At 53.9% G+C, this 25,014-nt stretch carries 21 protein-coding genes; 14 read left to right on the forward strand and 7 right to left on the reverse strand.

All coding sequences use genetic code 11. The annotated features are described in order from the left end of the window. Window positions 1–113 precede the first annotated feature (113 nt). Window positions 114–1,064 carry a universal stress protein UspE gene (gene uspE, locus F3J30_RS07160; RefSeq protein ID WP_014070015.1) on the forward strand — a complete coding sequence of 317 codons (951 nt, stop codon included), beginning with the start codon at window positions 114–116 and terminating at the stop codon, window positions 1,062–1,064. A 122-nt stretch (window positions 1,065–1,186) separates the two neighbouring features. On the opposite strand, the gene pntB is transcribed toward uspE, so the two are convergent. Beyond that, a complete protein-coding gene (pntB, locus tag F3J30_RS07165) occupies window positions 1,187–2,575 on the reverse strand; it encodes a Re/Si-specific NAD(P)(+) transhydrogenase subunit beta (protein WP_014070013.1) in 1,389 nt (462 codons plus the stop codon). Between the two features lie 10 nt (window positions 2,576–2,585). Further along, window positions 2,586–4,115, reverse strand: coding sequence for a Re/Si-specific NAD(P)(+) transhydrogenase subunit alpha (gene pntA / locus F3J30_RS07170; protein WP_166716805.1), 1,530 nt, complete (start codon window positions 4,113–4,115; stop codon window positions 2,586–2,588). Window positions 4,116–4,649: 534 nt separating this feature from the next. On the opposite strand from pntA, the gene ydgH reads away from it, so the two are divergent. The 3 genes from ydgH to folM all read left to right on the forward strand — a co-directional run bounded on the left by ydgH (window position 4,650) and on the right by folM (window position 7,923). Beyond that, a complete protein-coding gene (gene ydgH, locus F3J30_RS07175; protein ID WP_166716806.1) occupies window positions 4,650–5,594 on the forward strand; it encodes a DUF1471 family protein YdgH in 945 nt (314 codons plus the stop codon). Window positions 5,595–5,779: 185 nt separating this feature from the next. Continuing rightward, window positions 5,780–7,162: an amino acid permease gene (locus tag F3J30_RS07180; protein ID WP_166716807.1), complete on the forward strand. Its 1,383-nt coding sequence runs from the start codon at window positions 5,780–5,782 to the stop codon at window positions 7,160–7,162. A gap of 38 nt (window positions 7,163–7,200) precedes the next feature. Further along, the gene (gene folM, locus F3J30_RS07185; protein ID WP_166716808.1) at window positions 7,201–7,923 is read left to right on the forward strand and encodes a dihydromonapterin reductase; all 723 of its coding nucleotides are present in this window, start codon (window positions 7,201–7,203) and stop codon (window positions 7,921–7,923) included. Here the strand turns inward: folM and F3J30_RS07190 are convergent. After that, window positions 7,920–8,255, reverse strand: coding sequence for a GlpM family protein (locus F3J30_RS07190; RefSeq protein ID WP_014070008.1), 336 nt, complete (start codon window positions 8,253–8,255; stop codon window positions 7,920–7,922). The two genes, folM and F3J30_RS07190, sit on opposite strands and share 4 nt — an antisense overlap. Window positions 8,256–8,383: 128 nt before the next feature. Here F3J30_RS07190 and rstA point away from each other — a divergent pair, with 128 nt between their 5' ends. The 5 genes from rstA to tus all read left to right on the forward strand — a co-directional run bounded on the left by rstA (window position 8,384) and on the right by tus (window position 12,956). Beyond that, a complete protein-coding gene (gene rstA, locus F3J30_RS07195; protein WP_041162223.1) occupies window positions 8,384–9,100 on the forward strand; it encodes a two-component system response regulator RstA in 717 nt (238 codons plus the stop codon). A gap of 393 nt (window positions 9,101–9,493) precedes the next feature. Beyond that, window positions 9,494–9,751, forward strand: a complete 258-nt coding sequence (locus F3J30_RS07200; protein ID WP_166716809.1) for a YjhX family toxin — start codon at window positions 9,494–9,496, stop codon at window positions 9,749–9,751. 21 nt (window positions 9,752–9,772) lie between these two features. After that, entirely contained in the window at window positions 9,773–10,519 is a 747-nt protein-coding gene (locus F3J30_RS07205; protein WP_166717140.1) for a class I SAM-dependent methyltransferase, read from the forward strand. A gap of 133 nt (window positions 10,520–10,652) precedes the next feature. Further along, window positions 10,653–11,951, forward strand: a complete 1,299-nt coding sequence (rstB, locus tag F3J30_RS07210) for a two-component system sensor histidine kinase RstB (protein ID WP_014070004.1) — start codon at window positions 10,653–10,655, stop codon at window positions 11,949–11,951. Window positions 11,952–12,026: 75 nt separating this feature from the next. Continuing rightward, entirely contained in the window at window positions 12,027–12,956 is a 930-nt protein-coding gene (tus, locus tag F3J30_RS07215; protein WP_166716810.1) for a DNA replication terminus site-binding protein, read from the forward strand. Here the strand turns inward: tus and fumC are convergent, their stop codons facing one another. Together fumC and fumA are read right to left on the reverse strand one after the other, a co-directional pair. Beyond that, on the reverse strand, window positions 12,957–14,351 hold the full coding sequence (fumC, locus tag F3J30_RS07220; protein WP_166716811.1) for a class II fumarate hydratase: 1,395 nt from the start codon (window positions 14,349–14,351) through the stop codon (window positions 12,957–12,959). A gap of 184 nt (window positions 14,352–14,535) precedes the next feature. After that, window positions 14,536–16,182, reverse strand: a complete 1,647-nt coding sequence (fumA, locus tag F3J30_RS07225) for a class I fumarate hydratase FumA (protein WP_166716812.1) — start codon at window positions 16,180–16,182, stop codon at window positions 14,536–14,538. A gap of 198 nt (window positions 16,183–16,380) precedes the next feature. Here fumA and manA point away from each other — a divergent pair, with 198 nt between their 5' ends. Next, window positions 16,381–17,556 carry a mannose-6-phosphate isomerase gene (gene manA / locus F3J30_RS07230; protein WP_166716813.1) on the forward strand — a complete coding sequence of 392 codons (1,176 nt, stop codon included), beginning with the start codon at window positions 16,381–16,383 and terminating at the stop codon, window positions 17,554–17,556. 99 nt (window positions 17,557–17,655) lie between these two features. Next, window positions 17,656–19,188, forward strand: a complete 1,533-nt coding sequence (locus tag F3J30_RS07235; protein ID WP_166716814.1) for a YdgA family protein — start codon at window positions 17,656–17,658, stop codon at window positions 19,186–19,188. Between the two features lie 28 nt (window positions 19,189–19,216). On the opposite strand, the gene F3J30_RS07240 is transcribed toward F3J30_RS07235, so the two are convergent. Together F3J30_RS07240 and F3J30_RS07245 are read right to left on the reverse strand one after the other, a co-directional pair. Then, a complete protein-coding gene (locus tag F3J30_RS07240) occupies window positions 19,217–19,732 on the reverse strand; it encodes a phospholipase D family protein (protein WP_166716815.1) in 516 nt (171 codons plus the stop codon). 140 nt (window positions 19,733–19,872) lie between these two features. Next, window positions 19,873–20,901: a Mal regulon transcriptional regulator MalI gene (locus F3J30_RS07245; protein ID WP_014069997.1), complete on the reverse strand. Its 1,029-nt coding sequence runs from the start codon at window positions 20,899–20,901 to the stop codon at window positions 19,873–19,875. Between the two features lie 178 nt (window positions 20,902–21,079). Between F3J30_RS07245 and malX the strand changes: the two genes are divergently transcribed. The 3 genes from malX (at window position 21,080) to add (ending at window position 24,991) form a co-directional block, all read left to right on the forward strand. Then, a complete protein-coding gene (malX, locus tag F3J30_RS07250; protein WP_166716816.1) occupies window positions 21,080–22,672 on the forward strand; it encodes a maltose/glucose-specific PTS transporter subunit IIBC in 1,593 nt (530 codons plus the stop codon). 48 nt (window positions 22,673–22,720) lie between these two features. Next, complete coding sequence (locus tag F3J30_RS07255; protein ID WP_166716817.1) at window positions 22,721–23,893, forward strand: MalY/PatB family protein; 1,173 nt, start codon at window positions 22,721–22,723, stop codon at window positions 23,891–23,893. A 96-nt stretch (window positions 23,894–23,989) separates the two neighbouring features. After that, window positions 23,990–24,991 (forward strand): adenosine deaminase, encoded by a 1,002-nt coding sequence (gene add, locus F3J30_RS07260; RefSeq protein WP_014069994.1) that lies wholly within the window; start codon window positions 23,990–23,992, stop codon window positions 24,989–24,991. Window positions 24,992–25,014 lie beyond the last annotated feature (23 nt).

Raw genomic sequence — 25,014 nt, forward strand, 5'->3', positions numbered from 1 at the left:
CGATATTTTTTCGTGATTTATTGATCTGGTAAAAGCTACCCCCCTGTTTCATTCAAGATATATAGGTTACTCTTTTAATTACAGACTGTGGTGACAGTAGTAAGGAGACCTGTATGGCAAAGTATCAAAACATGCTGGTGGCCATCGATCCTAATCAGGACGATCAACCGGCGTTACGACGTGCTGTGTATTTACATCAACGGATTGGTGGCAAAATCAAAGCGTTTTTGCCGATCTATGACTTCTCATATGAGATGACCACCCTTCTGTCGCCTGACGAGCGTACCGCTATGCGTCAGGGAGTGATCAGCCAACGAACCGCGTGGATCCGCGAACAGGCGAAATATTACCTGGAAGCGGGCGTTCCTATCGATATCAAAGTGGTCTGGCATAACCGGCCTTTCGAAGCCATTATCCAGGAAATTGTCAGCGGCGATCACGATCTGCTGCTGAAAATGGCGCACCAGCACGACAAACTGGAATCGGTGATCTTCACCCCAACCGACTGGCACTTACTGCGTAAATGTCCTTGCCCGGTGTGGATGGTGAAAGACCAGCCCTGGCCAGAGGGCGGTAAAGCGGTTGTGGCGGTGAACCTTGCCAGCGAAGAGGATTACCATAATTCGCTCAATGAAAAACTGGTAAAAGAAACCCTTGAGCTTGCCGATCAGGTTAACCATACCGAAGTTCATCTGGTGGGGGCTTATCCGGTCACACCCATCAACATCGCCATCGAATTACCTGAATTTGACCCAAGCGTTTACAACGATGCCATTCGTGGGCAGCACCTGCTGGCGATGAAAGCGCTGCGCCAGAAATTCGGCATCGATGAGAAAATGACTCACGTTGAAAAAGGTTTACCGGAAGAAGTCATTCCTGACCTGTCTGAACATCTTCAGGCCGGGATTGTGGTTCTGGGTACAATTGGTCGTACAGGTATTTCCGCTGCGTTCCTGGGGAATACCGCCGAACAGGTGATCGACCACCTGCGCTGCGACCTGCTGGTCATCAAACCGGATCAGTATCAAACACCGGTCGAGCTGGATGACCCGGAAGACGATTAAGCAGTAAAATGAAAAAAACCGTCGGGAAACCGGCGGTTTTTTTTTGCCGGGTGGCGGCTTCGCCTTACCCAGCCTACGGGTTTGGTAGGCCCGGTAAGCTTGCGCCACCGGGCTTTACCCTGTCAGAGCGCTTTCAGAATCGCATCCACGCTGGCTTTGGCGTCGCCAAACAGCATGTGGGTGTTCTCTTTGAAGAACAGCGGATTCTGAACGCCAGCGTAACCGGTGTTCATTGAGCGTTTGAAGACAATCACGTTCTGCGCCTTCCACACTTCCAGAACCGGCATCCCGGCAATTGGGCTACCCGGATCATCCTGCGCCGCCGGGTTGACGGTGTCGTTGGCGCCAATGACCAGTACCGTGTCGGTATCGGAGAAATCATCATTGATTTCATCCATTTCGAGCACGATGTCGTAAGGCACTTTCGCTTCCGCCAGCAGCACGTTCATGTGGCCTGGCAGACGACCGGCAACCGGATGAATACCAAAGCGAACCTTAATACCGCGCGCACGCAGCTTCTCGGTGATTTCCGCAACCGGATACTGGGCCTGTGCCACCGCCATGCCGTAGCCAGGGGTGATAATGACCGTGTGCGAGTTTTTCAGCATGTCTGCGGTATCTTCCGCAGAAATTTCACGATGCTCACCCACTTCTTCATCAGCACCGGAAGAAGAACCATCGGTCCCGAAACCGCCGGCAATTACGCTGAAGAAGGAACGGTTCATAGCCTTACACATGATGTAAGACAGGATCGCACCGGACGAACCGACCAGCGCACCCGTTACGATCAGCAAATCGTTGCTCAGCATAAAGCCTGCTGCCGCCGCTGCCCAACCGGAGTAGGAGTTCAGCATTGACACCACGACTGGCATATCTGCACCACCGATGGACGCCACCAGATGCCAGCCAAACGCCAGAGCAATGATGGTCATCACCAGCAGCGCCAGCACCTGCATCCCTACGCTTTCGGTGCGTACAAAGACAACCAGCAACACAAATGAGACCACCAGCGCAGCCAGGTTCAGCTTATGGCGGTTAGGCAGCATCAGCGGTTTAGAGGAGATCTTACCGCGCAGCTTACCAAACGCCACAATAGAGCCAGTGAAGGTTACCGCACCAATGAAGATGCCGAGGAACACTTCGGTCAGGTGGATATTGACCAGAATCGGCTCCATGCCAGGTTCGTGATACAGGTAGCTGTTGAAGCCCACCAGCACCGCAGCCAGGCCGACAAAGCTGTGCAGGATCGCAACCAGCTCTGGCATTTCGGTCATTTCAACACGTTTTGCCAGACGAATACCGATAGCACCACCGATAATCATCGCCACCAGGATCCACGCAACGTTGCCGGTGTCCGGCCCGAAGATGGTGGCAATCAGCGCAATCGCCATCCCGGCGATACCAAAGTTATTACCCTGCTGAGACGTTTCGTGTTTAGAAAGCCCCGCCAGACTGAAAATAAACAGGATCGCAGCAACAATGTATGCGGCTGTTACTAATCCTCCAGACATATGCTACCCCTTAGCCTTTACGAAACATTTTCAGCATTCGCTGAGTCACGGTGAAACCACCGAAAATATTAATGCTGGCGATCAGCACCGCAACAAAGCTCAGGAAGCTAACCCAGCCGCCGTGACCAATTTGCAGCAACGCCCCGACCACGATAATCCCGGAGATGGCGTTAGTGACCGACATCAGCGGCGTATGCAGCGCGTGCGATACGTTCCAGACCACGTAGTAACCCACCACGCATGAGAGCGCAAAGACGGTGAAGTGTCCGAGGAACTCTTTCGGTGCGACATCGGCCAGCCAGCCAAAGAGAATAATCACCAGCGCCATGATGGCGTATTTACGCCACGGCGAGGCCGGTTTTGCCGGTTCTTTTGGCGCAGGGGCCGCTTTCGGTGCCGCCTGAGGCTGTGCCGATACCTGAATTGGCGGCGCAGGCCAGGTGACTTCACCTTCACGGACTACGGTAACGCCACGGACAACCACATCCTCAAAATCAACGGTGATATTGCCGTCTTTCTCTTTGCAGAGCAGTTTCAGCAGGTTAACGAGGTTGGTGCCGTACAGCTGAGAAGACTGGGTTGGCAGGCGACCCGGCAGGTCGGTATAACCGATCACTTTCACGCCGTTGGCCGTCGTGGTGACCTGGTTTGGCACCGTATATTCGCAGTTACCGCCGTTTTGCGCCGCAAGATCAACAATCACACTGCCCGACTTCATGGAATCAACCATTTCACGGGTGATCAGCTTCGGTGCTGGTTTACCAGGGATCAGCGCCGTGGTCACGATAATGTCGACATCTTTCGCCTGAGCGGCGAAGAGTTCCATTTCGGCTTTAATGAAGGCTTCTGACATCACCTTCGCATAACCATCACCACTGCCCGCTTCTTCCTTGAAATCCAGTTCAAGGAATTCTGCGCCCATACTTTGCACCTGCTCTTTTACTTCCGGGCGGGTATCAAATGCACGCACAATCGCGCCGAGGCTGTTTGCTGCACCAATGGCAGCCAGACCGGCAACACCTGCACCGATAACCATCACTTTCGCCGGAGGAACCTTGCCCGCAGCGGTGATTTGGCCGGTAAAGAAGCGACCAAACTCGTGAGCCGCCTCAACGATGGCGCGGTAGCCCGCAATGTTCGCCATTGAGCTCAATGCATCCAGAGACTGCGCACGCGAAATACGCGGCACGGAATCCATCGCCATTACGGTCACACCGCGCGCCGCCAGCTTTTCCATCAGTTCCGGGTTTTGTGCCGGCCAGATAAAGCTCACAAGCGTCGTGCCCGGATTCAGCAGAGGGATTTCGCTCTCTTCCGGCGCATTCACTTTCAGAATGATCGGCGACTGCCAGACGTCAGCACCTTCTACTATTTCTGCGCCAGCCTGAATAAAGGCCTCGTCATCGAAACTCGCCAGCTTACCCGCGCCGCTTTCAACCGCGACGGTAAAACCCAGTTTAAGCAGTTGCTCCACCGTTTTCGGTGTAGCCGCTACGCGGGTTTCATTGGCTAACCGTTCTTTTGGTACCCCAATACGCATAGTTTTCCCTTCCATCGGTTTTTGATGATGGTTTGTCGATAAATGCCCGTGGTTTGTATCAACTTTCGCCAGTTGTTAGCGCCGACACATGATTAACCCCGGAAAATAAAACAGTAACAAACTTTCTATAACCTACTGAAAATAGCGCCTGTGATCCACCGCCTGAAAACACTATTTCTTACTTTATTTGTGAAAAATAAGTGATCCGCATCGCTGACAGAGATATTTACCTTAAATTCGCCGCCAGAACCGATAAATAGCGTAAGCGAAACGGCAAAAAGATGATATATCGCCATAAGAGAACAACTTATTAACATTAAATTAACTTGTAAAAGTCATATGCTTTATCAGTTTTGCTTGTCAAACGTGTGTTTTTTCAACATATCACTAAATGTTATCGAAAAGGGTCCTGCACTTCGCACGGGCTGTGAAAAATGGCGCAGACAGCGACGGGTTTTAAATGCCATAATCGAGGCCGTTTCAAATTAACAACAATACCAGTATATGGTTTGCGCAAGGCGAAGGATTATTTTTATGAAGCTTAAGAACACACTCCTGGCGTCCGCACTTCTTTCTGCGACCGCCCTGTCCGCGAATGCCGCGACAGAGTTAACGCCGGAGCAAGCGGCAGCGTTAAAACCTTTTGACCATACGGTCATTGTGGGTCGTTACAACTCAATTGGCGATGCCGTCGCCGCCGCAACAAAAGCCGCCGACAAAAACGGTGCGGCTTCCTTTTATGTTGTTGACCAGTCTGATTACGGTAACAGCGGCAACCAGCGCGTAACTATCGCGCTGTATAAAGACGATGCGCCAAAAGCTGACGCACCGAAAAACCGCGTCATTAACGGCATTGTCGAACTGCCAAAAGATCAGGCAATCGAACTGGAACCGTACGACACCGTTACCGTGCAGGGTTTCTATCGCAGCCAGCCTGAAGTGAACGACGCCATCACCAAAGCCGCTAGAGCAAAAGATGCTTACGCGTTCTACATTGTACGTCAGGTTGATGCCAACCAGGGCGGCAACCAGCGCATCACCGCGTTCATCTATAAGCAAGATGCGAAAAAACGCGTTCTGCAAAGCCCGGATGCTATTCCAGCCAACTCTGACGCTGGCCGTGCTGCCATCGCGAAAGGCGGTGAAGAAGCGAAGAAAGTTGAGATCCCAGGCGTTGCAACGTCCGCAGCACCAAGTGCTGAAGTGGGTCGTTTCTTTGAAACGCAATCCACCAAGGGTGGTCGCTACTCTGTAACGCTGCCAGACGGCACTAAAATTGAAGAGCTGAACAACGCCACTGCTGCGCAGATGGTTCCGTTCGACAGCATCAAGTTTAGTGGCAACTACGGCAACATGACGGAAATCTCTTATCAGGTAGCGAAGCGCGCTGCGAAGAAAGGGGCGAAGTTCTACCACATCACCCGCCAGTGGCAGGAACGTGGTAACAACATCACCATCAGCGCTGACCTGTACAAGTAAGCAAACTGTTGAACAAGGGCGGCGTAATGCCGCCTTTTTTGTTACTTTTTTTCGAATTTCCGCCCCACGTCATTGCATGACTTCGTGACACTCCGTAAAATCCCGCGCCTTAGTGTGATCCACCATTTTTATGCGCCTGTGCGAAATAATTATTCTGGATTTGGAACTTTCATAACAGGAAGCCAATGGAAAAGAAACTTGGCCTGAGTGCTTTAACTGCACTCGTTTTAAGCTCAATGCTGGGTGCGGGTGTATTCAGTTTGCCGCAAAATATGGCGGCCGTAGCAAGCCCTGCGGCGTTACTCATTGGCTGGGGCATCACCGGGGCCGGAATTTTGCTGCTGGCCTTTGCCATGCTGCTGTTAACCCGCATTCGCCCGGACCTCGACGGCGGGATTTTCACCTATGCGCGGGAAGGTTTCGGCGAATTGATTGGCTTCTGTTCAGCGTGGGGCTACTGGCTGTGCGCGGTTATCGCCAACGTCTCTTATCTGGTGATTGTCTTCTCTGCCCTGAGCTTCTTTACCGACACGCCAGAGTTGCGTTTATTCGGTGACGGCAATACCTGGCAATCGATTGTGGGTGCATCGGTACTGCTGTGGTTTGTGCACTGGCTGGTGCTGCGTGGCGTGCAAACCGCAGCAAGCATCAACCTGGTGGCAACACTTGCCAAACTGGTGCCGCTCGGCCTGTTTATCGTGCTGGCCTTTATCGCGTTCCGCCTGGATGTGTTTAAACTCGATTTCACCGGTATCGCGCTGGGCGTCCCGGTCTGGGAACAGGTGAAAAACACCATGCTGATCACCCTGTGGGTGTTCATTGGTGTTGAAGGCGCGGTGGTGGTTTCTGCCCGTGCACGCAATAAGCGCGACGTTGGCCGTGCCACGCTGCTCGCGGTTCTCGCCGCGCTGGGCGTGTATCTGCTGGTGACGTTACTTTCGCTCGGCGTCGTCGCGCGTCCTGAGCTGGCCGAAATGCGTAACCCGTCAATGGCCGGGCTGATGGTGAAAATGCTCGGTTCCTGGGGCGACGTGGTGATTGCGGCGGGTCTGATTGTGTCCGTGTGCGGTGCCTACCTGAGCTGGACCATCATGGCCGCCGAAGTGCCGTTCCTGGCCGCCACGCATAAAGCGTTCCCGCGTCTGTTTGCGCGCCAGAATATCAACAATGCGCCGTCGGCGTCGCTGTGGCTCACCAACATCAGCGTACAGGTCTGTCTGGTGCTGATCTGGCTCACAGGTTCTGACTATAACACTCTGCTGACCATCGCATCTGAAATGATTCTGGTACCCTATTTCCTGGTCGGTGCGTATTTATTAAAAATCGCTACCCGCCCGGCACACTATGCCGTGGGCGTAGGTGCCTGTATTTACGGGCTATGGTTATTGTATGCTTCGGGGCCTATGCACCTGCTACTATCTGTGGTGTTATATGCGCCGGGTCTGCTGGTGTTTATCTACGCCCGCCGCACGCATCAGCTGGATAATGCGCTTAAGCGCCGTGAAATGGCGTTAATTGGATTACTACTGGTTGCTGCCGTACCAGCAACGTGGATGTTAATGGGATAGCATCGTCTTTCCCATTGTTGAACTGAAAGGAGACTACGATGGGAAATACACAGCAACGCCCTATTCTGATTACTGGTGGAGGCCGCCGTATCGGCCTCGCCATCGCCCATCATTTTCTCAACCTTCACCAGCCGGTGATCGTCAGCTATCGCAACGAATATCCTTCCATTGAAGGGCTACGCAAAGCCGGTGCCGTCTGTATTCAGGCCGATTTCTCAACCGACGAAGGCATTCTCGCTTTTGCTGAGAAAGTGAAATCCACCACCAGCGGGCTGCGGGCGCTTATCCATAACGCCAGCGCATGGCTTGCGGAAAAACCTGGCATGTCACTGAGCGATACGCTCTCTGGCATGTTGCAAATTCACGTTAACGCCCCTTATCTGCTTAACCACGCGCTGCTGGATCTGCTGCGCGGGCATGGGCACGCCGCGGCCGATATTATCCACTTCACCGATTACGTGGTGGAGCGCGGCAGCGACAAGCATATCGCCTACGCGGCCAGTAAAGCGGCGCTGGACAACATGACACGCTCCTTTGCCCGCAAGCTGGCACCTGAGGTTAAGGTTAATGCCATAGCCCCGGCGATGATTTTATTTAATGAAAGCGATGACGCGGAGTACCGTCAGCAGGCGCTGAATAAGTCGCTGATGAAAATCGCCCCCGGCGAGAAAGAGGTGATCGATCTTATCGATTATCTGCTGACCAGCTGCTACGTGACCGGCAGAACCTTCGCGGTGGATGGTGGCCGTCCGCTGCGTTAGTGGAAACGACTCCAGAAGAAGATAAGCACCCAGGCGCTGAGGCTCCAGCAGACAACGGCTCCGCCCAGCGCCAGCGGTAAACGCAGAAACCCGGTGAAATACCACAGCGACAGCAGATAAAGAAAATACGGAATGATCGACCACATGCCGAAGACAATGGTGGTTCTCAGGGCTTCAGTGCCCCGCTCAGAGGCAACGATATAGTGTGCGATAAGCGCAAACGTCGGGAAAAGCGGAATCAGCCCGGCGATGTAATAGTTCTTCGTTTTCGCCAGAATACCAATCAGTAGCACCACCAGCGCACCCAACGCCGCTTTAATCACCAGCCCCATCTTTTTTCCTATAACAATCAAATAACAATGTGAACCAGAATAACGGAACTGACGTTAATTTTGAAAGATTAATGGAAGGTTAAGGTTGCGCGGTGTATGTTGGCTTTTTTCGCGATAACAGACGCTGTATGAATAAGATTGTTTATGTAGAAGATGAACCCGAAGTTGGGCAGTTGATCGCCGCTTATCTGGGTAAACATGATATGGACGTCATCGTCGAACCTCGTGGCGATCGTGCTGAAGAGGTTGTGATCCGCGAAAATCCCGATCTGGTGTTGCTGGATATCATGCTGCCGGGCAAAGATGGGATGACGGTGTGTCGCGACCTGCGCGCGCAGTGGGATGGCCCGATTGTGCTTCTCACCTCTCTGGACAGCGATATGAACCATATTTTGTCGCTGGAAATGGGGGCTAACGACTACATTCTGAAGACAACGCCTCCGGCGGTGCTCCTTGCGCGTTTACGGCTCCACCTTCGCCAGCGTGCAAGCGTTGAACGCGAAGCGCCGGCACCGTCACTTACGCCGCATAAAGCCATGCGCTTCGGTACGCTATCCATTGACCCGATTAACCGCCAGGTCCTGTTATCCGGTGAGCTGATTGCCCTCTCAACGGCAGATTTTGACCTGCTGTGGGAGCTGGCAACCCATGCCGGGCAGATCATGGACCGGGATGCTCTGCTGAAAAACCTGCGCGGTGTCAGCTACGATGGCATGGATCGCAGCGTGGATGTGGCCATTTCGCGCCTGCGCAAGAAACTGCTGGATAACGCCACTGAGCCATACCGTATCAAAACCGTGCGTAACAAGGGCTACCTTTTCGCCCCACACGCCTGGGAAACCTGATGATGTCGCCATCAAAATTACAACGACAGTAAGTGATGGTTGCATAAGCGTGTAGTTAGACAACAGCAGACATTTGGGGCCAGTTCAGCGCCCCTTTTAACCTCCCCATCATGTATTTCTCCTCCTATTTTCACCCCAGGACTTTCTACCGGTTTAATCGGATATCGATCACATTTACACCGGCCAAATATATCCATGCCATCTATAGGTGATATCATCCGTCGCGTTAAACACTGCAAATCTACCGAGGTTTCGATGCTGGAGAATGTAATCATCTGATAATCAGCTTTCCGACCGATTATGGCCGGACTGGTTATCAATGCGCCGAAAATGAATGTGAACACGTCTTCGTGTTCGCAAGTAAGCTCATGATGATTATAAAGGTTTTCCAGTATGAATTTATCCCGTCAGGAACAGCGTACCCTGCACGTTCTCGCAAAAGGTGGGCGCATCGTCCACGTCCGTAATTCTTCAGGCCGTATTACCGCAGTCGAATGCTATAGCCGTGAAGGCTTACTGCTTACCGACTGCTCTCTCGCCGTATTTAAAAAACTCAAAACGAAGAAACTCATTAAGTCCGTGAAGGGTCAGCCCTATCGAATTAATGCTTCCGGACTGTGCAACGTACGAGCCCAGGTCGACAACCGTTAGGAGTCAGCGATGAAAGACGCAATAGATATCCCACGTATCTTTACCATTAGTGAAAGAGAACATCGCATCCATAACCCTTTTACACCTGAAAAGTACGCAACACTGGGACATGTTTTACGTATGAAATCAGGGACACGAATTCTCGATCTTGGCAGTGGCTCTGGTGAAATGCTTTGCACCTGGGCAAGAGACCATGGTGTTACCGGAACTAGCATAGACATGAGCCCGTTGTTTACCTCTCAGGCGATAACACGCGCCGAAGAACTCGGTGTAGCTAACCACGTACAATTTATTCATAACGATGCCGCGGGTTTCGTCTCGGAAGAAAAGTGCGATATAGCGGCGTGTGTGGGGGCGACATGGATCGCTGGCGGCGTGCCTGGAACAATAGCTCTGCTACAACAAAGCCTGAAACCGGGAGGGATGATGCTTATTGGCGAACCTTTCTGGCGTAAGGCTCCGAAGACTGAAGCGGATGCACAAGCTTGTGGTGTAACATCTATCACTGATTTCCTGACACTTCCTGGGCTGGTCGCCTCATTTGGGGAACTCGGTTATGACGTGGTAGAAATGGTGCTGGCCGACCAGGAAGGCTGGGACCGGTATGAGGCCGCTAAGTGGATGACGATGCGGAGGTGGCTGGAAGAAAATCCAGATGATGATTTTGCGAGCGACGTTCGTAATGAGCTAACGTTGTCGCCAACACGTCATGTCACCTGGACGCGGGAGTACTTCGGCTGGGGTGTTTTCGCCTTGATGTCACGATAAAATGAGTCAGCCGGTATAGTTGAGAAACTATACCGGCACTGAATCAGCGCATTGGTGGATATACACATGCCCCCACAGTGCCCCTGAAGGTAAAAACCAGATAGTTAACATATTGATTTTTCGGTGAGATTTAATGAAAAAACTGTTTGTGCAGTTTTACCTTCTGCTGTTTGTCTGTTTCCTGGTAATGACCATGCTGGTCGGACTGGTCTATAAATTCACCGCCGAACGTGCGGGAAGGCAGTCGCTGGATGATTTGATGAAAAGCTCGCTCTATCTGATGCGCAGCGAATTACGCGAAATCCCGCCACACGACTGGGCGAAAACCTTAAAAGAGCTGGATCTGAATCTGTCCTTTGATCTGCGTATCGAGCCGATGAAGGATTTTGACTTAGAGCCACCGGCCATGCAGCGACTGCGCGACGGGGATATTGTCGCACTCGACGAAAAATACACCTTTATCCAGCGTATTCCTCGCAGCCATTATGTGCTGGCAGTGGGGCCGGTGCCCTATCTCTATTATCTGCATCAGATGCGGTTGCTGGATATGGCGCTGCTGGCGTTTATCGCCATTTCTCTGGCTTTCCCGGTCTTTATCTGGATGCGCCCACACTGGCAGGATATGCTGAAACTCGAATCCGCGGCGCAACGCTTTGGTGAAGGGCACTTGACCGAACGTATCCATTTTGACAGCGGTTCCAGCTTTGATCGTCTGGGCATCGCGTTCAACCAGATGGCCGATAACATCAATGCGTTGATAGCCAGTAAGAAACAGCTGATCGACGGCATTGCCCACGAATTACGTACTCCGCTGGTGCGCCTGCGCTATCGGCTGGAAATGAGCGAAAATCTTACCGAGGCGGAGTCTCAGGCGCTTAACCGCGATATTGGCCAACTCGAAGCGCTGATTGAAGAGCTGCTGACCTACGCACGCCTCGACCGCCCGCAAAACGAACTGAATCTCAGCACCCCCGACCTTCCCGTCTGGCTGCAAACCCATATTGATGACGTGCAGAGCGTTAACCCGCAACGTGCACTGCTGACGACCATTACGCCTGGTGATTACGGCGCGCTGGATATGCGCCTGATGGAGCGTGTTCTCGATAACCTGATGAACAACGCCATGCGTTACAGCGAAAGTACGCTGCGTATTCGTTTAGATTTGCAGGGCAGTCAGGCCAGTTTATCCGTTGAAGACGATGGGCCAGGTATTGCCCCGGATGAACGAGAAAAAGTCTTTGAGCCGTTTGTGCGCCTTGATCCAAGCCGCGACCGTGCAACAGGCGGCTGTGGGCTGGGGCTGGCCATTGTCTATTCTATCGCACAGGCGATGGGCGGTACGGTTCACTGTGGCGAGAGCGAACTGGGCGGTGCGCAGTTCTGCTTTAGCTGGCCTGTCTATCACAACATCACCCTTCCCGTTCCTGCCTGACATTAACCGCACGCTGGCCTGACCCGGCGTGCTGTGCTATATCATTAAGTATGTTGTAACTAACAAAGGGTAATCATGGCGACCTACGACCTTATCGAACGGCTAAACACCACATTTCGGGAAATGGAGCACGAGTTACTCACTCTGACCGAGCGTTTGCAGACCTGCCGCTTACTGGCGGCGCGCGTGTTTACCCTGCCGGAGGTTGGCAAAGGGACTGAACACGACCCGCTCGACACCATCGAGGTGAAACAGCACATCGGTAAAGACGCGCTGGAGCTCACCCTGCTTCACTATCGTCGCCTGTTTATCCAGCAGCAGTCAGAAAACCGCAGCAGCAAGGCTGCCGTCCGTCTGCCTGGGGTTATCTGCCTGCAAACCGATACCGCCACACGGGAGGCGCTGGAAACCCAGATTGCGCATATCAATGCCCTGAAAGCGGCGTTTGAGAAGATTGTCACTGAAGAGTCGGGGTTAGCCCCTGCCGCCCGTTTTGAATGGGTCCACCGCCAGTTGCCTGGGCTGATTACCCTGAATGCCTACCGGACTCTGACGGTATTGCGCCAGCCTGCCACACTGAGGTTTGGCTGGGCGAACAAGCACATCATCAAAAACTTCACCCGCGATGAGATCCTCGCCCAGCTTGAAAAGAGCCTGAAAGCCCCGCGTACGGTGGCTCCGTGGTCACGGGAGCAGTGGATTGAACGCCTGGAACATGAATATCACAGCATTGCATCTTTACCGGCGGACACGCGCCTTAAGATTAAGCGCCCGGTAAAAGTGCAGCCTATCGCTCGCGTCTGGTATTCGGGGCAACAAAAACAGGTGCAATACGCCTGCCCGACGCCGCTGATTGCACTTTATGATGCCGATCAGGGCGCGGTGGTACCGGATATTGGTGAACTGCTGAATTACGACGCCGAAAACGTTCAGCATCGTTATAAGCCTCAGGCGCAGCCGCTACAGCTGATCATTCCACGGCTGCACCTGTATGTGGCGGAGTGATTATTTCAGGCTGCCGACCATATCCTGCGGACGAACCCAGGTGTCGAACTCGGCTTCTGTCAGATAGCCGAGCGCCAGCGCCGAGGCCTTGAGCGTCAGCCCCTCTTTATGCGCCTTTTTAGCAATTTCAGCCGCTTTATCGTAACCGATATGGGTATTGAGCGCGGTGACCAGCATCAACGACTCATTCAGCAGCTGGCTGATACGATCGTGATTTGGCTCAATCCCCACCGCACAGTGCTCATTGAAACTTTCCATACCGTCTGCCAGCAGGCGAACCGATTGCAGCACGTTGTGGATGACCATCGGGCGGAAGACGTTCAGCTCAAAGTTACCGGATGCGCCCCCCATATTCACGGCCACATCGTTACCCAGCACCTGACAACAGAGCATGGTCATCGCTTCGCACTGGGTCGGGTTCACTTTTCCTGGCATGATCGAGCTGCCCGGCTCATTCTCCGGGATACTGATTTCGCCAATACCGCAGCGCGGGCCAGAGGCCAGCCAGCGCACGTCGTTGGCAATTTTCATTAACGAGGCCGCCAGCCCTTTCAGTGCACCGTGGGTATGCACCAGTGCATCGCAGGTGGCGAGCGCCTCAAATTTGTTTGGCGCGGTGACAAACGGCTGTCCGGTAATATCCGCCAGCTCTTTGGCCACGCGCACTGCATACTCAGGATGCGTATTTAACCCGGTGCCAACCGCCGTACCGCCCAGCGCCAGCTCCGCCAGGTGCGGCAGGCTGTTATCAATGTGCTTAAGATTATGTTCGAGCATCGCGACCCAGCCTGAGATCTCCTGGCCGAGGGTCAGCGGCGTGGCATCCTGAAGATGTGTACGGCCAATTTTGACGATCGTACTGAAAGCCTGCGATTTTTCGTTGAGGGTCTTTTTCAGCACATTCAGCTGCGGGATAAGCTGCTCGCGGATAGCGATTACCGCCGCCACATGCATTGCCGTCGGGAAGACATCGTTAGAGCTTTGACTCTTGTTCACGTCATCGTTCGGGTGAACCTTGCGCTCCATGCCGCGCACGCCGCCCAGCAGTTCGCTTGCGCGGTTTGCCAGCACTTCGTTCATGTTCATGTTGCTTTGCGTGCCGGAGCCGGTCTGCCAGATGGCAAGAGGGAATTCATCGGGGTGTTTACCTGCCAGCACCTCATCAGCCGCGTTGATGATGGCCGAGGCTTTTTCTGCCGCCAGCAGCCCTAAGTCCTGATTTACTTTGGCGGCGGCGCGTTTGGTCAGTGCCAGCGCCTGAATCAGCGAAACGGGCATTTTCTCTGTTGAGATGCGGAAATGCTCCAGCGAACGCTGGGTTTGTGCACCCCATAGCTTATCGGCCGGGACGTCGATCGCGCCCATAGAATCTGTTTCGCGACGATGCGTTGTCATTACTTTCTCCTTGATAACAAAGATGGGATTACTCACATGCTTAAGAGATAAGTATTGATGGCTTCTGAATTACTGTATGGCGCTTTGTGCGCTCTTTAATGTGCCGGGTGGCGCTAACGCTTACCCGACCTATCAGATTCGTAGGCCGGGTAAGGCGCAGCCGCCACCCGGCATTTTCTTCAGACTACTTCACACAGGCCGAACACTGGGAAGACTGGATCTGTTTGAAGAAGTCATTGCCTTTGTCATCCACCAGAATGAATGCCGGGAAATCTTCAACTTCAATTTTCCAGATAGCTTCCATACCCAGTTCCGGGTACTCCACGCACTCCAGGCTCTTGATGCTGCCCTGCGCCAGTACCGCTGCCGGGCCGCCGATACTGCCCAGGTAGAAGCCGCCGTGTTTGTGGCAGGCATCCGTCACCTGCTGGCTGCGGTTACCTTTCGCCAGCATGATCATGCTGCCGCCGTTGGCCTGTAACTGGTCAACGTAGGAATCCATACGGCCTGCGGTGGTTGGGCCTAACGAGCCGGAAGCATAACCTTCAGGTGTTTTGGCCGGGCCTGCGTAGTAAATCGGGTGATCTTTAACGTACTGCGGCAGACCTTCGCCATTGTCCAGGCGCTCTTTCAGTTTCGCATGGGCGATGTCACGTCCAACAATAATGGTGCCGTTCAGTGACAGACGGGTCGAAACCGGATACTGCGAAAGCTGCGCCAGGATCTCACTCATCGGGCGATTCAGGTCAACGTGTACCGCTTCACCCTCGCCAGCTTTACGCAGCTCTTCCGGGATATATTTGCCCGGGTTGTTTTCCAGTTTTTCGATCCAGATACCGTCGCGGTTGATCTTCGCTTTAATGTTGCGATCCGCAGAACAGGAAACCCCCATCCCTACCGGACAGGATGCACCGTGACGCGGCAGGCGGATCACGCGGATATCGTGGGCGAAGTATTTACCGCCAAACTGCGCGCCCAGCCCCAGATGTTGTGCTTCCTGCAACAGTTCCTGCTCAAGCTGCACATCGCGGAACGCCTGGCCGTGTTCGTTACCTTCCGTTGGCAGGCCGTCGTAGTATTTGGTCGAGGCGAGCTTCACGGTTTTCAGCGTGCTTTCGGCAGACGTCCCGCCAATCACAAACGCAATGTGATACGGCGGACATGCCGCAGTACCCAGCGTACGCATTTTCTCCACCAGGTAATTTTTCAGCTTGCCCGGCGAGAGCAGCGCTTTCGTTTCCTGATAGAGGTAGGTTTTGTTGGCAGAACCGCCACCTTTGGCGATGCACAGGAATTTGTACTCGTCGCCGTCCACGCTGTAGAGATCGATCTGCGCAGGCAGGTTAGTGCCGGTATTGACCTCTTTGTACATATCCAGCGCCGCGTTTTGCGAATAACGCAGGTTGTCTTCGATATAGGTGTTATACACGCCGTGCGCCAGCGCCGCTTCGTCACCACCGCCGGTCCAGACACGCTGGCCTTTTTTACCGGTGATAATGGCCGTGCCGGTGTCCTGGCAGGTCGGCAGAATGCCTTTGGCGGCGATATCGGAGTTACGCAGGAATTGCAGTGCCACGTACTTGTCGTTTTCGCTGGCCTGCGGGTCGCTCAGGATATCGGCAACCTGCTGCTGATGCGCCGGACGGAGCATAAAAGAGGCGTCATGAAACGCGTGTTGCGCCAGTAAGGTCAGCGCCTGCGGATCCACTTTAAGGATCTCCTGTCCTTCGAATTCAGAGACAGAAACATGATCGCGGGTTAACAGGTAATATTCGGTCTGATCCTTACTGAGGGGAAAAGGATCTTGATAATGGAAGGGTTTGTTCGACATTGTTCTCTCACTTACTGCTTCGGTCTGATTATTTGGGCAGGCGTTCCGCTGCCCGCTTAAAAGCGAGTTAGCCTATCCTACACAATTTTTTAACAAAAACTGAGACTAGTACGACTTTTTACATCCGAAGGTTACTTCCACACGGTTTATTGCTTTAATACCCGGAGTTAATTCCACCTTTTGAATCAGGGCTTGATAATGCAAAAACTCATCAACTCAGTGCAAAACTACGCCTGGGGAAGTAAAACTGCGTTAACGGATCTCTACGGTATCGCGAACCCTAACAACCTGCCGATGGCAGAGCTGTGGATGGGCGCTCACCCGAAGAGCAGCTCAAAAATTGAAGACGCCAGCGGTCAGACACGTTCCCTGCGTGACGTGATCGACGCCGATAAAGCGGCGTTGCTGGGTAGCAAGGTTGCCAGCCGTTTTGGCGAATTGCCGTTCCTGTTTAAAGTGCTGTGTGCCGACCAGCCGCTTTCCATTCAGGTTCACCCGAACAAGAAAGCCTCTGAAATTGGCTTTGCGAAAGAGAACGCCGCGGGTATTCCACTGGATGCCGCAGAGCGTAACTACAAAGATCCTAACCACAAGCCTGAGCTGGTTTTTGCATTGACTCCGTTCCTGGCAATGAACGCATTCCGCGAATTCTCAGAGATTATTTCTCTGCTGCAACCGGTCGCAGGGGCGAATAAAGCCATCGCCCACTTCCTGCAAAATCCGGACGCTGAAGGGTTGAGCCAGCTGTTTGCCAGCCTGCTTAACATGCAGGGCGAAGAAAAAGCGCACGCGATCGCGGTACTGAAAGCCACACTGAATAGCCAGCAGGGTGAGCCGTGGGACACCATTCGCGTGATCGCAGAGTTTTACCCGGATGACAGCGGTCTGTTCTCCCCGCTGCTGCTGAACGTAGTGAAGCTGAATCCAGGCGAAGCGATGTTCCTGTTTGCTGAAACCCCACACGCCTACCTGCAAGGTGTGGCACTGGAAGTGATGGCAAACTCCGATAACGTGCTGCGCGCTGGCCTAACGCCGAAGTACATTGATATCCCGGAACTGGTAGCTAACGTGAAGTTCGTCGCTAAACCTGCGGCAGAGCTGCTGACGCAGCCGGTGAAACAAGGTGCGGAACTGGACTTCCCTATCCCGGTGGACGATTTTGCGTTCTCTCTGCATGACCTGAGCCAGGCTGAAACCGCCATCGCCCAGGAGAGCGCCGCGATTCTGTTCTGCGTGGAAGGTGAAGCCGTTCTGCGTAAAGACACGCAGCGCCTGGTGCTGAAGCCGGGTGAGTCAGCGTTTATCGCCGCCAGTGAATCACCGATTAGCGTAAGCGGCACTGGTCGACTGGCGCGAGTTTTCAATAAGCTATAAGCACTTACTGAATTTTTTAACAACTCTTGCTAAGCTAGTTGAAGACTTTATATCACCGGGCGGTTTTTACCGCCTGGTTTCATTTTAGGGATAGTCGCAATGAAAAAATCGGTCGTAGCGGTTGGGGTTATTGTTGCATTAGGCGTGGTCTGGACAGGGGCATCCTGGTTCACCGGAAAACAGCTGGAAGGTCGTCTGGCTGAGATGGTGGCGCAGGCCAATGGCGAAATCAAACGTAGCGCGCCAGAAGCTGGCGTGGAACTGAGTTATCAAAACTATCAGCGCGGCGTGTTTACCAGCCATATGCAGCTGGTCGTCAAGCCGGTGGCAGGTAATGACACCGCGTGGCTGAAACCCGGCCAAAGCGTGGTACTGGACGAAGTCGTGAGCCACGGTCCCCTCCCGCTGGCACAGCTGGCCTCTTTCAATCTGATCCCGTCGATGGCGTCGGTAAAAACCGTTCTGGTGAATAACGACATCACAAAACCGCTGTTCGATATTGCGAAAAATACCTCACCATTTGAGATAGATACCCGCATCGGTTATGCCGGAGACACCAGCTCAAATATTGTGCTGAAAGCGCTGAACTACGAAAACGGTAACGAGAAAGTGGCCTTCAGCGGCGGCCATTTCCAGCTGGACGCCGATCGTGACGGCAACGTCTTCACCCTGACCGGTGAAGCACAGAGTGGCCTGGTGAATGCGGTTAACGAGTACGACCAGAAGGTTCAGCTCACGTTCAACAACCTGAAAGCCGACGGCAACAGCCGCATGACCAGCTTTGACGAGCGCATTGGCGACCAGAAAATCAGCCTGGAAAAGCTTGCCATCGCGGTTGAAGGTAAAGAGATGGGCGTGCTGGAAGGTATGGACCTGAACGGCAAAACCGATGTATCCAAAGACGGTAAGAGCATCAATACCCAACTGGATTACAACCTGAAAAGCCTGAAGGTACAAAATCAGGATCTGGGTACCGGTAAACTGTCGCTGAAAATTGGCAACATTGACGGTGCCGCATGGCACGAGTTCAGCCAGAAATACAGCAAAGAGAGCCAGGCGCTGTTGACGGATGCCGCACTGAAACAAAACCCTGAAGTTTATCAGCAGCAGGCGATGGCCGTGCTGTTCAACAATCTGCCGATTCTGCTGAAAGGCGATCCGGTGATTACCGTTGCGCCGCTGAGCTGGAAAAACAGCAAAGGTGAAACCAGCTTTAACCTATCGCTGTTCCTGAAAGATCCGTCCACCGCCACAGGTGAGCCACAGACGCTGGCCCAGGAAGTGGACCGCACCGTGAAATCGCTCGACAGCAAGCTGACGATTCCGATGGATATGGCCACCGAGCTGATGACCCAGGTCGCGAAGCTCGAAGGTTATGGTGATGAGGATGCCAGTAAGCTGGCGAACCAGCAGGTGAAAGGCCTGGCGGCGATGGGCCAAATGTTCCGCATCACCAAACTGGAAGACAACACCATTTCAACCAGCCTGCAATATGCAAACGGCCAGGTGACACTCAACGGCGATAAAATGCCACTGGAAGATTTTGTCGGAATGTTCGGGATGCCTGCGTTGGGAATGCCAGAACCGGCGGAACCAGCCGATCCGGCAGCGCCAGCAGCACCGCAGCAGTAATCGAAAAAGCCCCTCCCAAGGGGCTTTTTTATGGCTGGAAATCAACGCCCTGCTGCCAGCGATTTTCCCAGTGTGCCAGGTACTTCTGCGCCAGTTCAGGCGCATGGTGGATAACAATGACATTCTCGGAATTCAGATATTCGGCTGATTTCGCGAAGTTAAACGAGCCGGTTTCAACCGTGTCCCCATCAACAACGATCGTTTTGTCATGCTGAATGCGGTAGTGATTATCCGTGCGCAGCTTTACGCCGTTTTGAGTGATATAACGCATGGCCGCCAGGCTTTTGGCACCGGTGTTTCCCTCTTCATCAATCACCACCCGCACATCCACCCCGCGCTTTTGCGCGTCCACCAGCGCGGTCATCACATCAGGCGCGCTAAAAGAGAACGCCATCATACGAATCGACTTCTTCGCCTTATTGATGGTTTTAAGTACAAGCGCCTGCGCCCCGCCTTCAGGAGAAAATCCAACGTCGATATCGCTGGAGGCGTAAGAAACAAGCGGGATAAAGGTTAATGCCAGAAGAGTCGTGAGGATCCGCATGGGCAAGCCTGGTGAAAAAATGAGGTGGAGAATATGCCTCGTTTTGATGCGCACACGGTTGATCCGGATCACACTTTATTGCCGGGTGGCGGCTGCGCCTTACCCGGCCTACGAACAGCAAACGTAAACCGGGCTGAAGGCTACTTCACCGGCACCAGACGTGCTGCCACAATCTGATGCCCGGCCTGTACCTCGGTGTTGTCGATTCGCTGCATGATTCGGTCAGCCAGCGTGTGCCCCATCTCGCGTGCGGGTGTGGTTGCCCAGACAATAGGCAGGTCGTCCAGGGCATTTTCGCCGACATCAGCAAAGGCCCCTAACGCTACCTGCTGGCCAAAGAAGGTTTCAACGCCTCCTTCACCGCTCTGACGCCCCGCACGGATAAGGCCAAACCATGCCCCCATCGCGATGGTGTCGTTGTAGCAAATTACGGCGCTAATCGTTGGGTTACGGCGCAGCATGGCCCCAATCACTTCGGCGGCCTGTTTCTGGCTGGATTCGCACTCCACCACCCATTCACTGTGGAACGGCAGCCCATATTTAATCAGCGTGGCACAATATCCCCCCACCCGTTCAGCCCGCGTCAGGGAGGAGCTTTTCCCGCCCAGCCAGGCGATGCGCTGATGGCCGCGACGAATAAGATGTTCGGTCAGCATTTGTGCGGCCTGCATATTGTCGGGCCGCAGCGTATCGGCTTCGTCAAGGTAACTGGCGCGTGATGCAAACACCAGAGGTACGCCTTTTGCGGCGGCCCGCTCGCACAGTTCACTGCCGACACCGGAAGCCCCGGCGATAATCACACCATCAACACCCTGCGTCAGCAGCATATCCAGCCGCTGAAGAAGCTGGTCGGCCTCGCGCCCGCCGTGCAGCAAAAATACCATCCGCCCCTGCGCTTCCAGCGCTTCAGTCAGCCCGGCGGTCAGTTCGGCGTAAAACGGTGAGGTCAGATCGCGCACAATCAAACCAATCACACCGCTTTGTCCGCCGCGAAGCGCCGATGCCTGGCGATTACGCACAAAACCCAGCTGCTCGACAGCCTCGTTAACTCGCTGACCCGTGGCGGAAGAGATGCGCCCTTTTCCGCTCAGAACCAGCGAAACGGTGCTGACAGACACGCCAGCCGCCAGTGCGACATCGTTGATGGTGATTTTTTTCGCTACAGCCATGTGTTGGCGTGACTCCCTGATAATGAGATCGGTAAAACGTTTTATCAATACGTTATCTTTATACTCTCTGCCAAAGCCTGAGAATGTGATTTAGCGCGCACTAAAGTTTGATAAAACGTTTTATCTTCTCGCAGCATTGAAGCAGATAAACTTATTTTAACAATAAAGGAGTCGTTTTATGACGGCGAAAGCAGCACAAAAAATATCGCTGTGGGAATTTTTCCAGCAACTGGGTAAAACCTTTATGCTGCCCGTGGCACTCCTCTCCTTCTGCGGGATCATGCTGGGGATCGGCAGCTCACTGAGCAGTAATGATGTTATTACGCTGATCCCGTTCCTCGGCAACCCTGTGTTGCAGGCGATCTTCATCTGGATGAGTAAGGTCGGCTCCTTTGCATTTAGCTTCCTGCCGGTGATGTTCTGTATCGCTATCCCGCTGGGGCTGGCGCGCGAAAATAAAGGCGTTGCCGCCTTCGCCGGGTTTGTCGGCTACGCGGTGATGAACCTCGCCGTAAACTTCTGGCTGACGGCAAAAGGCATCCTGCCAACAACCGATGCCGCCGTACTGAAAGCGAACAACATTCAGAGCGTCATTGGTATTCAGTCTATCGACACCGGTATTTTGGGTGCGGTGATCGCGGGCGTCATTATCTGGATGCTGCACGAACGCTTCCACAATATCCGCCTGCCGGATGCGCTGGCGTTCTTCGGCGGCACGCGCTTTGTCCCGATCATTACCCTGGTGGTGATGGGCCTGTTTGGTCTGATCATTCCTCTGATTTGGCCAGTCTTTGCGCTGGGCATTAACGGGGTCGGGCGCATCATTAACGGTGCCGGTGATTTTGGTCCGATGATCTTCGGTACGGGTGAGCGTCTGCTGCTGCCGTTTGGTCTTCAGCATATCCTCGTGGCGCTGATCCGCTTTACCGAAGCAGGCGGTACCATGGATGTGTGTGGTCACGATGTCAGCGGTGCATTGACCATCTTCCAGGCGCAGCTGAGCTGCCCGACCACTCACGGCTTCTCTGAGAGCGCAACCCGCTTCCTGTCGCAGGGCAAAATGCCAGCCTTCCTCGGCGGCCTGCCAGGTGCGGCGCTGGCAATGTACCACTGCGCACGCCCAGAAAACCGTCATAAAATTAAAGGCCTGCTGATTTCCGGCGTGATTGCCTGCGTGGTGGGTGGCACAACCGAGCCAATCGAATTCCTGTTCCTGTTTGTTGCGCCGGTGCTGTATCTCATCCACGCGGTGCTGACCGGTCTGGGCTTTACCGTTATGGCGGTGCTGGGCGTGACTATCGGTAACACCGACGGCAACGTGATCGACTTCGTAGTGTTTGGCATCCTGCACGGCCTGTCGACCAAATGGTATCTGGTGCCGGTAGTGGCGGCTATCTGGTTCGCGGTGTACTACGGGATCTTCCGCTTTGCCATCACCCGCTTTAACCTGAAAACTCCGGGTCGCGATGCGGATACTGCCACCAGCATTGAACAAGCCGTTGCCGGTACGGTGGGCAAATCCGGCTATAACACCCCTGCTATTCTGGCGGCGCTGGGCGGTGCGGATAACATTACCTCACTGGATAACTGTATTACCCGCCTGCGTCTGTCGGTTAACGATATGTCGAAGGTCGATACCAATGCCCTGAAAGCCAACCGCGCCATCGGTGTGGTACAGTTAAATCAGCATAATTTGCAGGTTGTCATCGGCCCGCAGGTGCAGTCAGTCAAAGATGAGCTGGCGACCCTGATGCGAACAGTAGAAGCCTGATGCCTCACCCCCTCTTCGTGAGGGGGTTTTACTTTAAGGACCAACGCGATGTTTGATTTTTCTACCGTTGTAGACAGACACGGCACCTGGTGCACCCAGTGGGATTATGTTGCCGACCGTTTCGGCGCCGCCGACCTGCTGCCGTTTACCATTTCGGATATGGATTTTGCCACCGCGCCCTGCATAACCGAGGCATTACATCAACGCATCAGCCACGGTGTATTCGGCTACAGCCGCTGGAAAAACGATGAGTTTCTTGCCGCCGTAGCACACTGGTTCCAGCAGCGTTTTAACAGCCGCATTGATACTGAGTCCATTGTTTATGGCCCATCGGTCATTTACATGGTGTCGGAGCTAATTCGTATCTGGTCAGACGCGGGCGACGGCGTTGTGGTACATACTCCGGCCTATGATGCCTTTTACAATGCCATCAACGGCAATCAGCGCACCGTGGTGCCCGTGGCGATGGAGAAAGATGCCGCAGGCTGGCAGGGCAATATGGCAGCACTGGAAGCCGCTCTCGCCAGGCCGGAAAACAAAATCCTGCTGCTGTGCAGCCCGCAGAACCCAACGGGTAAAGTATGGACGCGGGAAGAACTGCACATAATGGCAGAACTGTGCGCGCGATATGACGTGGCGGTCATCAGCGATGAAATCCATATGGATATGGTGTGGGGTGAGCACCGCCATACCCCGTGGAACGAAGTTGCACTCGGGAAATGGGCGCTGCTGACCTCTGGATCCAAGAGCTTTAACATTCCGGCGCTTACCGGTGCATACGGTTTGATTGGCGATAATGATAGCCGTAATGCCTACCTGAGCGCGCTGAAAGGCCGCGATGGGCTCTCTTCCCCTTCCGTGCTGGCGCTGACCGCGCACATTGCGGCTTATGAGCAAGGAGCCCCCTGGCTGGATGCTTTACGCCGTTATATGGAAGAAAACCTGCACTATGTTGCGCGTGAATTGAACAGTGCTTTTCCGAATCTGAACTGGCAGCCGCCTCAGGCGACTTATCTTGCCTGGATAGATCTCAGCCCTCTGGGGATTGATGACAAAGCACTGCAAAAAGTCCTGATTGAGCAGCAAAAAGTTGCCATCATGCCGGGATATACCTACGGCGAAGAGGGCAACGGTTTTGTGCGCCTTAACGCCGGATGCCCGCGCAGCAAGCTTGAGCAAGGGGTTCAGCGGCTCATCGCCGGGATTAACACGCTGCGCTAATTGATTTGCGCAACGGAATATTCCATTGCGCAAATAGCTTTTTGCCTCGTTTTGTTTTTATAATATGGCGCACTTTAACCAGAAAAGAGTGCGACCATGATTGATACAAGCCTTCCTTTAACTGATATTCATCGTCACCTTGACGGTAACATTCGTGCCCAAACCATTCTCGATCTTGGCCGCCAGTTCAATTTAACTCTTCCTGCTCAAACACTTGAAACCTTGATCCCGCATGTTCAGGTCACGTCGAATGAACCGGATCTGGTCAGTTTCCTGAGCAAGCTCGACTGGGGTGTGAAGATGCTGGCCTCCCTGGATGCCTGCCGCCGTGTTGCTTTCGAAAACATTGAAGATGCTGCGCGTAACGGCCTGCACTACGTCGAACTGCGTTTTTCACCTGGCTATATGGCGATGACCCACAACCTGCCAGTGGCTGGCGTGGTTGAAGCGGTAATTGCAGGCGTGCGTGAAGGCTGCAAGGCATTCGACGTCCAGGCCCGCCTGATTGGTATTATGAGCCGTACGTTCGGTGAAGCGGCCTGTTTGCAGGAGCTGGAAGCGCTGCTCGCGCACCGGGATCAAATCACCGCCATTGACCTGGCGGGCGATGAACTGGGCTTCCCGGGCAGCCTGTTCCTCTCCCACTTCAACCGCGCACGTGATGCTGGCTGGCACATTACCGTCCATGCGGGGGAAGCTGCTGGTCCGGAAAGCATCTGGCAGGCTATCCGCGAGCTGGGCGCTGAGCGTATTGGTCACGGCGTTAAAGCCGTTGAAGATCGCGCTCTGATGGATTTCCTTGCCGAACAGCGCATCGGGATTGAATCCTGCCTGACCTCCAACATCCAGACCAGCACCGTGCCAACGCTTGCGCAGCATCCGCTGAAAACCTTCCTGGAGCACGGCGTACTGGCATCGCTGAACACTGATGATCCGGCGGTACAGGGTGTCGATATTATTCACGAATATACCATTGCCGCACCGCAGGCTGGTCTGAGCCGCGAACAGATCCGCCAGGCGCAGATTAACGGGCTGGAAATTGCCTTCTTAACGCCTGCGGAAAAACAGGCGCTGAAAGATAAAGTGGCTCGCGGCTAAGCCATGTGCCGGGTAGCGTGTGC

Origin of the sequence: Enterobacter sp. Tr-810, assembly GCF_011752765.1 — a bacterium.
Lineage (GTDB): Bacteria > Pseudomonadota > Gammaproteobacteria > Enterobacterales > Enterobacteriaceae > Enterobacter > Enterobacter soli.

What these genes read in the sequence shown, in the direction of transcription:
- F3J30_RS07180 (WP_166716807.1), top strand. Translation starts at nt 5,780, where the DNA reads ATGGAAAAGAAACTTGGCCTGAGTGCTTTAACTGCACTCGTTTTAAGC.
- uspE (WP_014070015.1), top strand. Translation starts at nt 114, where the DNA reads ATGGCAAAGTATCAAAACATGCTGGTGGCCATCGATCCTAATCAGGAC.
- add (WP_014069994.1), top strand. Translation starts at nt 23,990, where the DNA reads ATGATTGATACAAGCCTTCCTTTAACTGATATTCATCGTCACCTTGAC.
- fumC (WP_166716811.1), bottom strand. Translation starts at nt 14,351, where the DNA reads ATGACAACGCATCGTCGCGAAACAGATTCTATGGGCGCGATCGACGTC.
- F3J30_RS07200 (WP_166716809.1), top strand. Translation starts at nt 9,494, where the DNA reads ATGAATTTATCCCGTCAGGAACAGCGTACCCTGCACGTTCTCGCAAAA.
- F3J30_RS07255 (WP_166716817.1), top strand. Translation starts at nt 22,721, where the DNA reads ATGTTTGATTTTTCTACCGTTGTAGACAGACACGGCACCTGGTGCACC.
- tus (WP_166716810.1), top strand. Translation starts at nt 12,027, where the DNA reads ATGGCGACCTACGACCTTATCGAACGGCTAAACACCACATTTCGGGAA.
- rstA (WP_041162223.1), top strand. Translation starts at nt 8,384, where the DNA reads ATGAATAAGATTGTTTATGTAGAAGATGAACCCGAAGTTGGGCAGTTG.
- folM (WP_166716808.1), top strand. Translation starts at nt 7,201, where the DNA reads ATGGGAAATACACAGCAACGCCCTATTCTGATTACTGGTGGAGGCCGC.
- F3J30_RS07240 (WP_166716815.1), bottom strand. Translation starts at nt 19,732, where the DNA reads ATGCGGATCCTCACGACTCTTCTGGCATTAACCTTTATCCCGCTTGTT.
- F3J30_RS07190 (WP_014070008.1), bottom strand. Translation starts at nt 8,255, where the DNA reads ATGGGGCTGGTGATTAAAGCGGCGTTGGGTGCGCTGGTGGTGCTACTG.
- F3J30_RS07245 (WP_014069997.1), bottom strand. Translation starts at nt 20,901, where the DNA reads ATGGCTGTAGCGAAAAAAATCACCATCAACGATGTCGCACTGGCGGCT.
- rstB (WP_014070004.1), top strand. Translation starts at nt 10,653, where the DNA reads ATGAAAAAACTGTTTGTGCAGTTTTACCTTCTGCTGTTTGTCTGTTTC.
- fumA (WP_166716812.1), bottom strand. Translation starts at nt 16,182, where the DNA reads ATGTCGAACAAACCCTTCCATTATCAAGATCCTTTTCCCCTCAGTAAG.
- ydgH (WP_166716806.1), top strand. Translation starts at nt 4,650, where the DNA reads ATGAAGCTTAAGAACACACTCCTGGCGTCCGCACTTCTTTCTGCGACC.
- malX (WP_166716816.1), top strand. Translation starts at nt 21,080, where the DNA reads ATGACGGCGAAAGCAGCACAAAAAATATCGCTGTGGGAATTTTTCCAG.
- pntA (WP_166716805.1), bottom strand. Translation starts at nt 4,115, where the DNA reads ATGCGTATTGGGGTACCAAAAGAACGGTTAGCCAATGAAACCCGCGTA.
- manA (WP_166716813.1), top strand. Translation starts at nt 16,381, where the DNA reads ATGCAAAAACTCATCAACTCAGTGCAAAACTACGCCTGGGGAAGTAAA.
- F3J30_RS07235 (WP_166716814.1), top strand. Translation starts at nt 17,656, where the DNA reads ATGAAAAAATCGGTCGTAGCGGTTGGGGTTATTGTTGCATTAGGCGTG.
- pntB (WP_014070013.1), bottom strand. Translation starts at nt 2,575, where the DNA reads ATGTCTGGAGGATTAGTAACAGCCGCATACATTGTTGCTGCGATCCTG.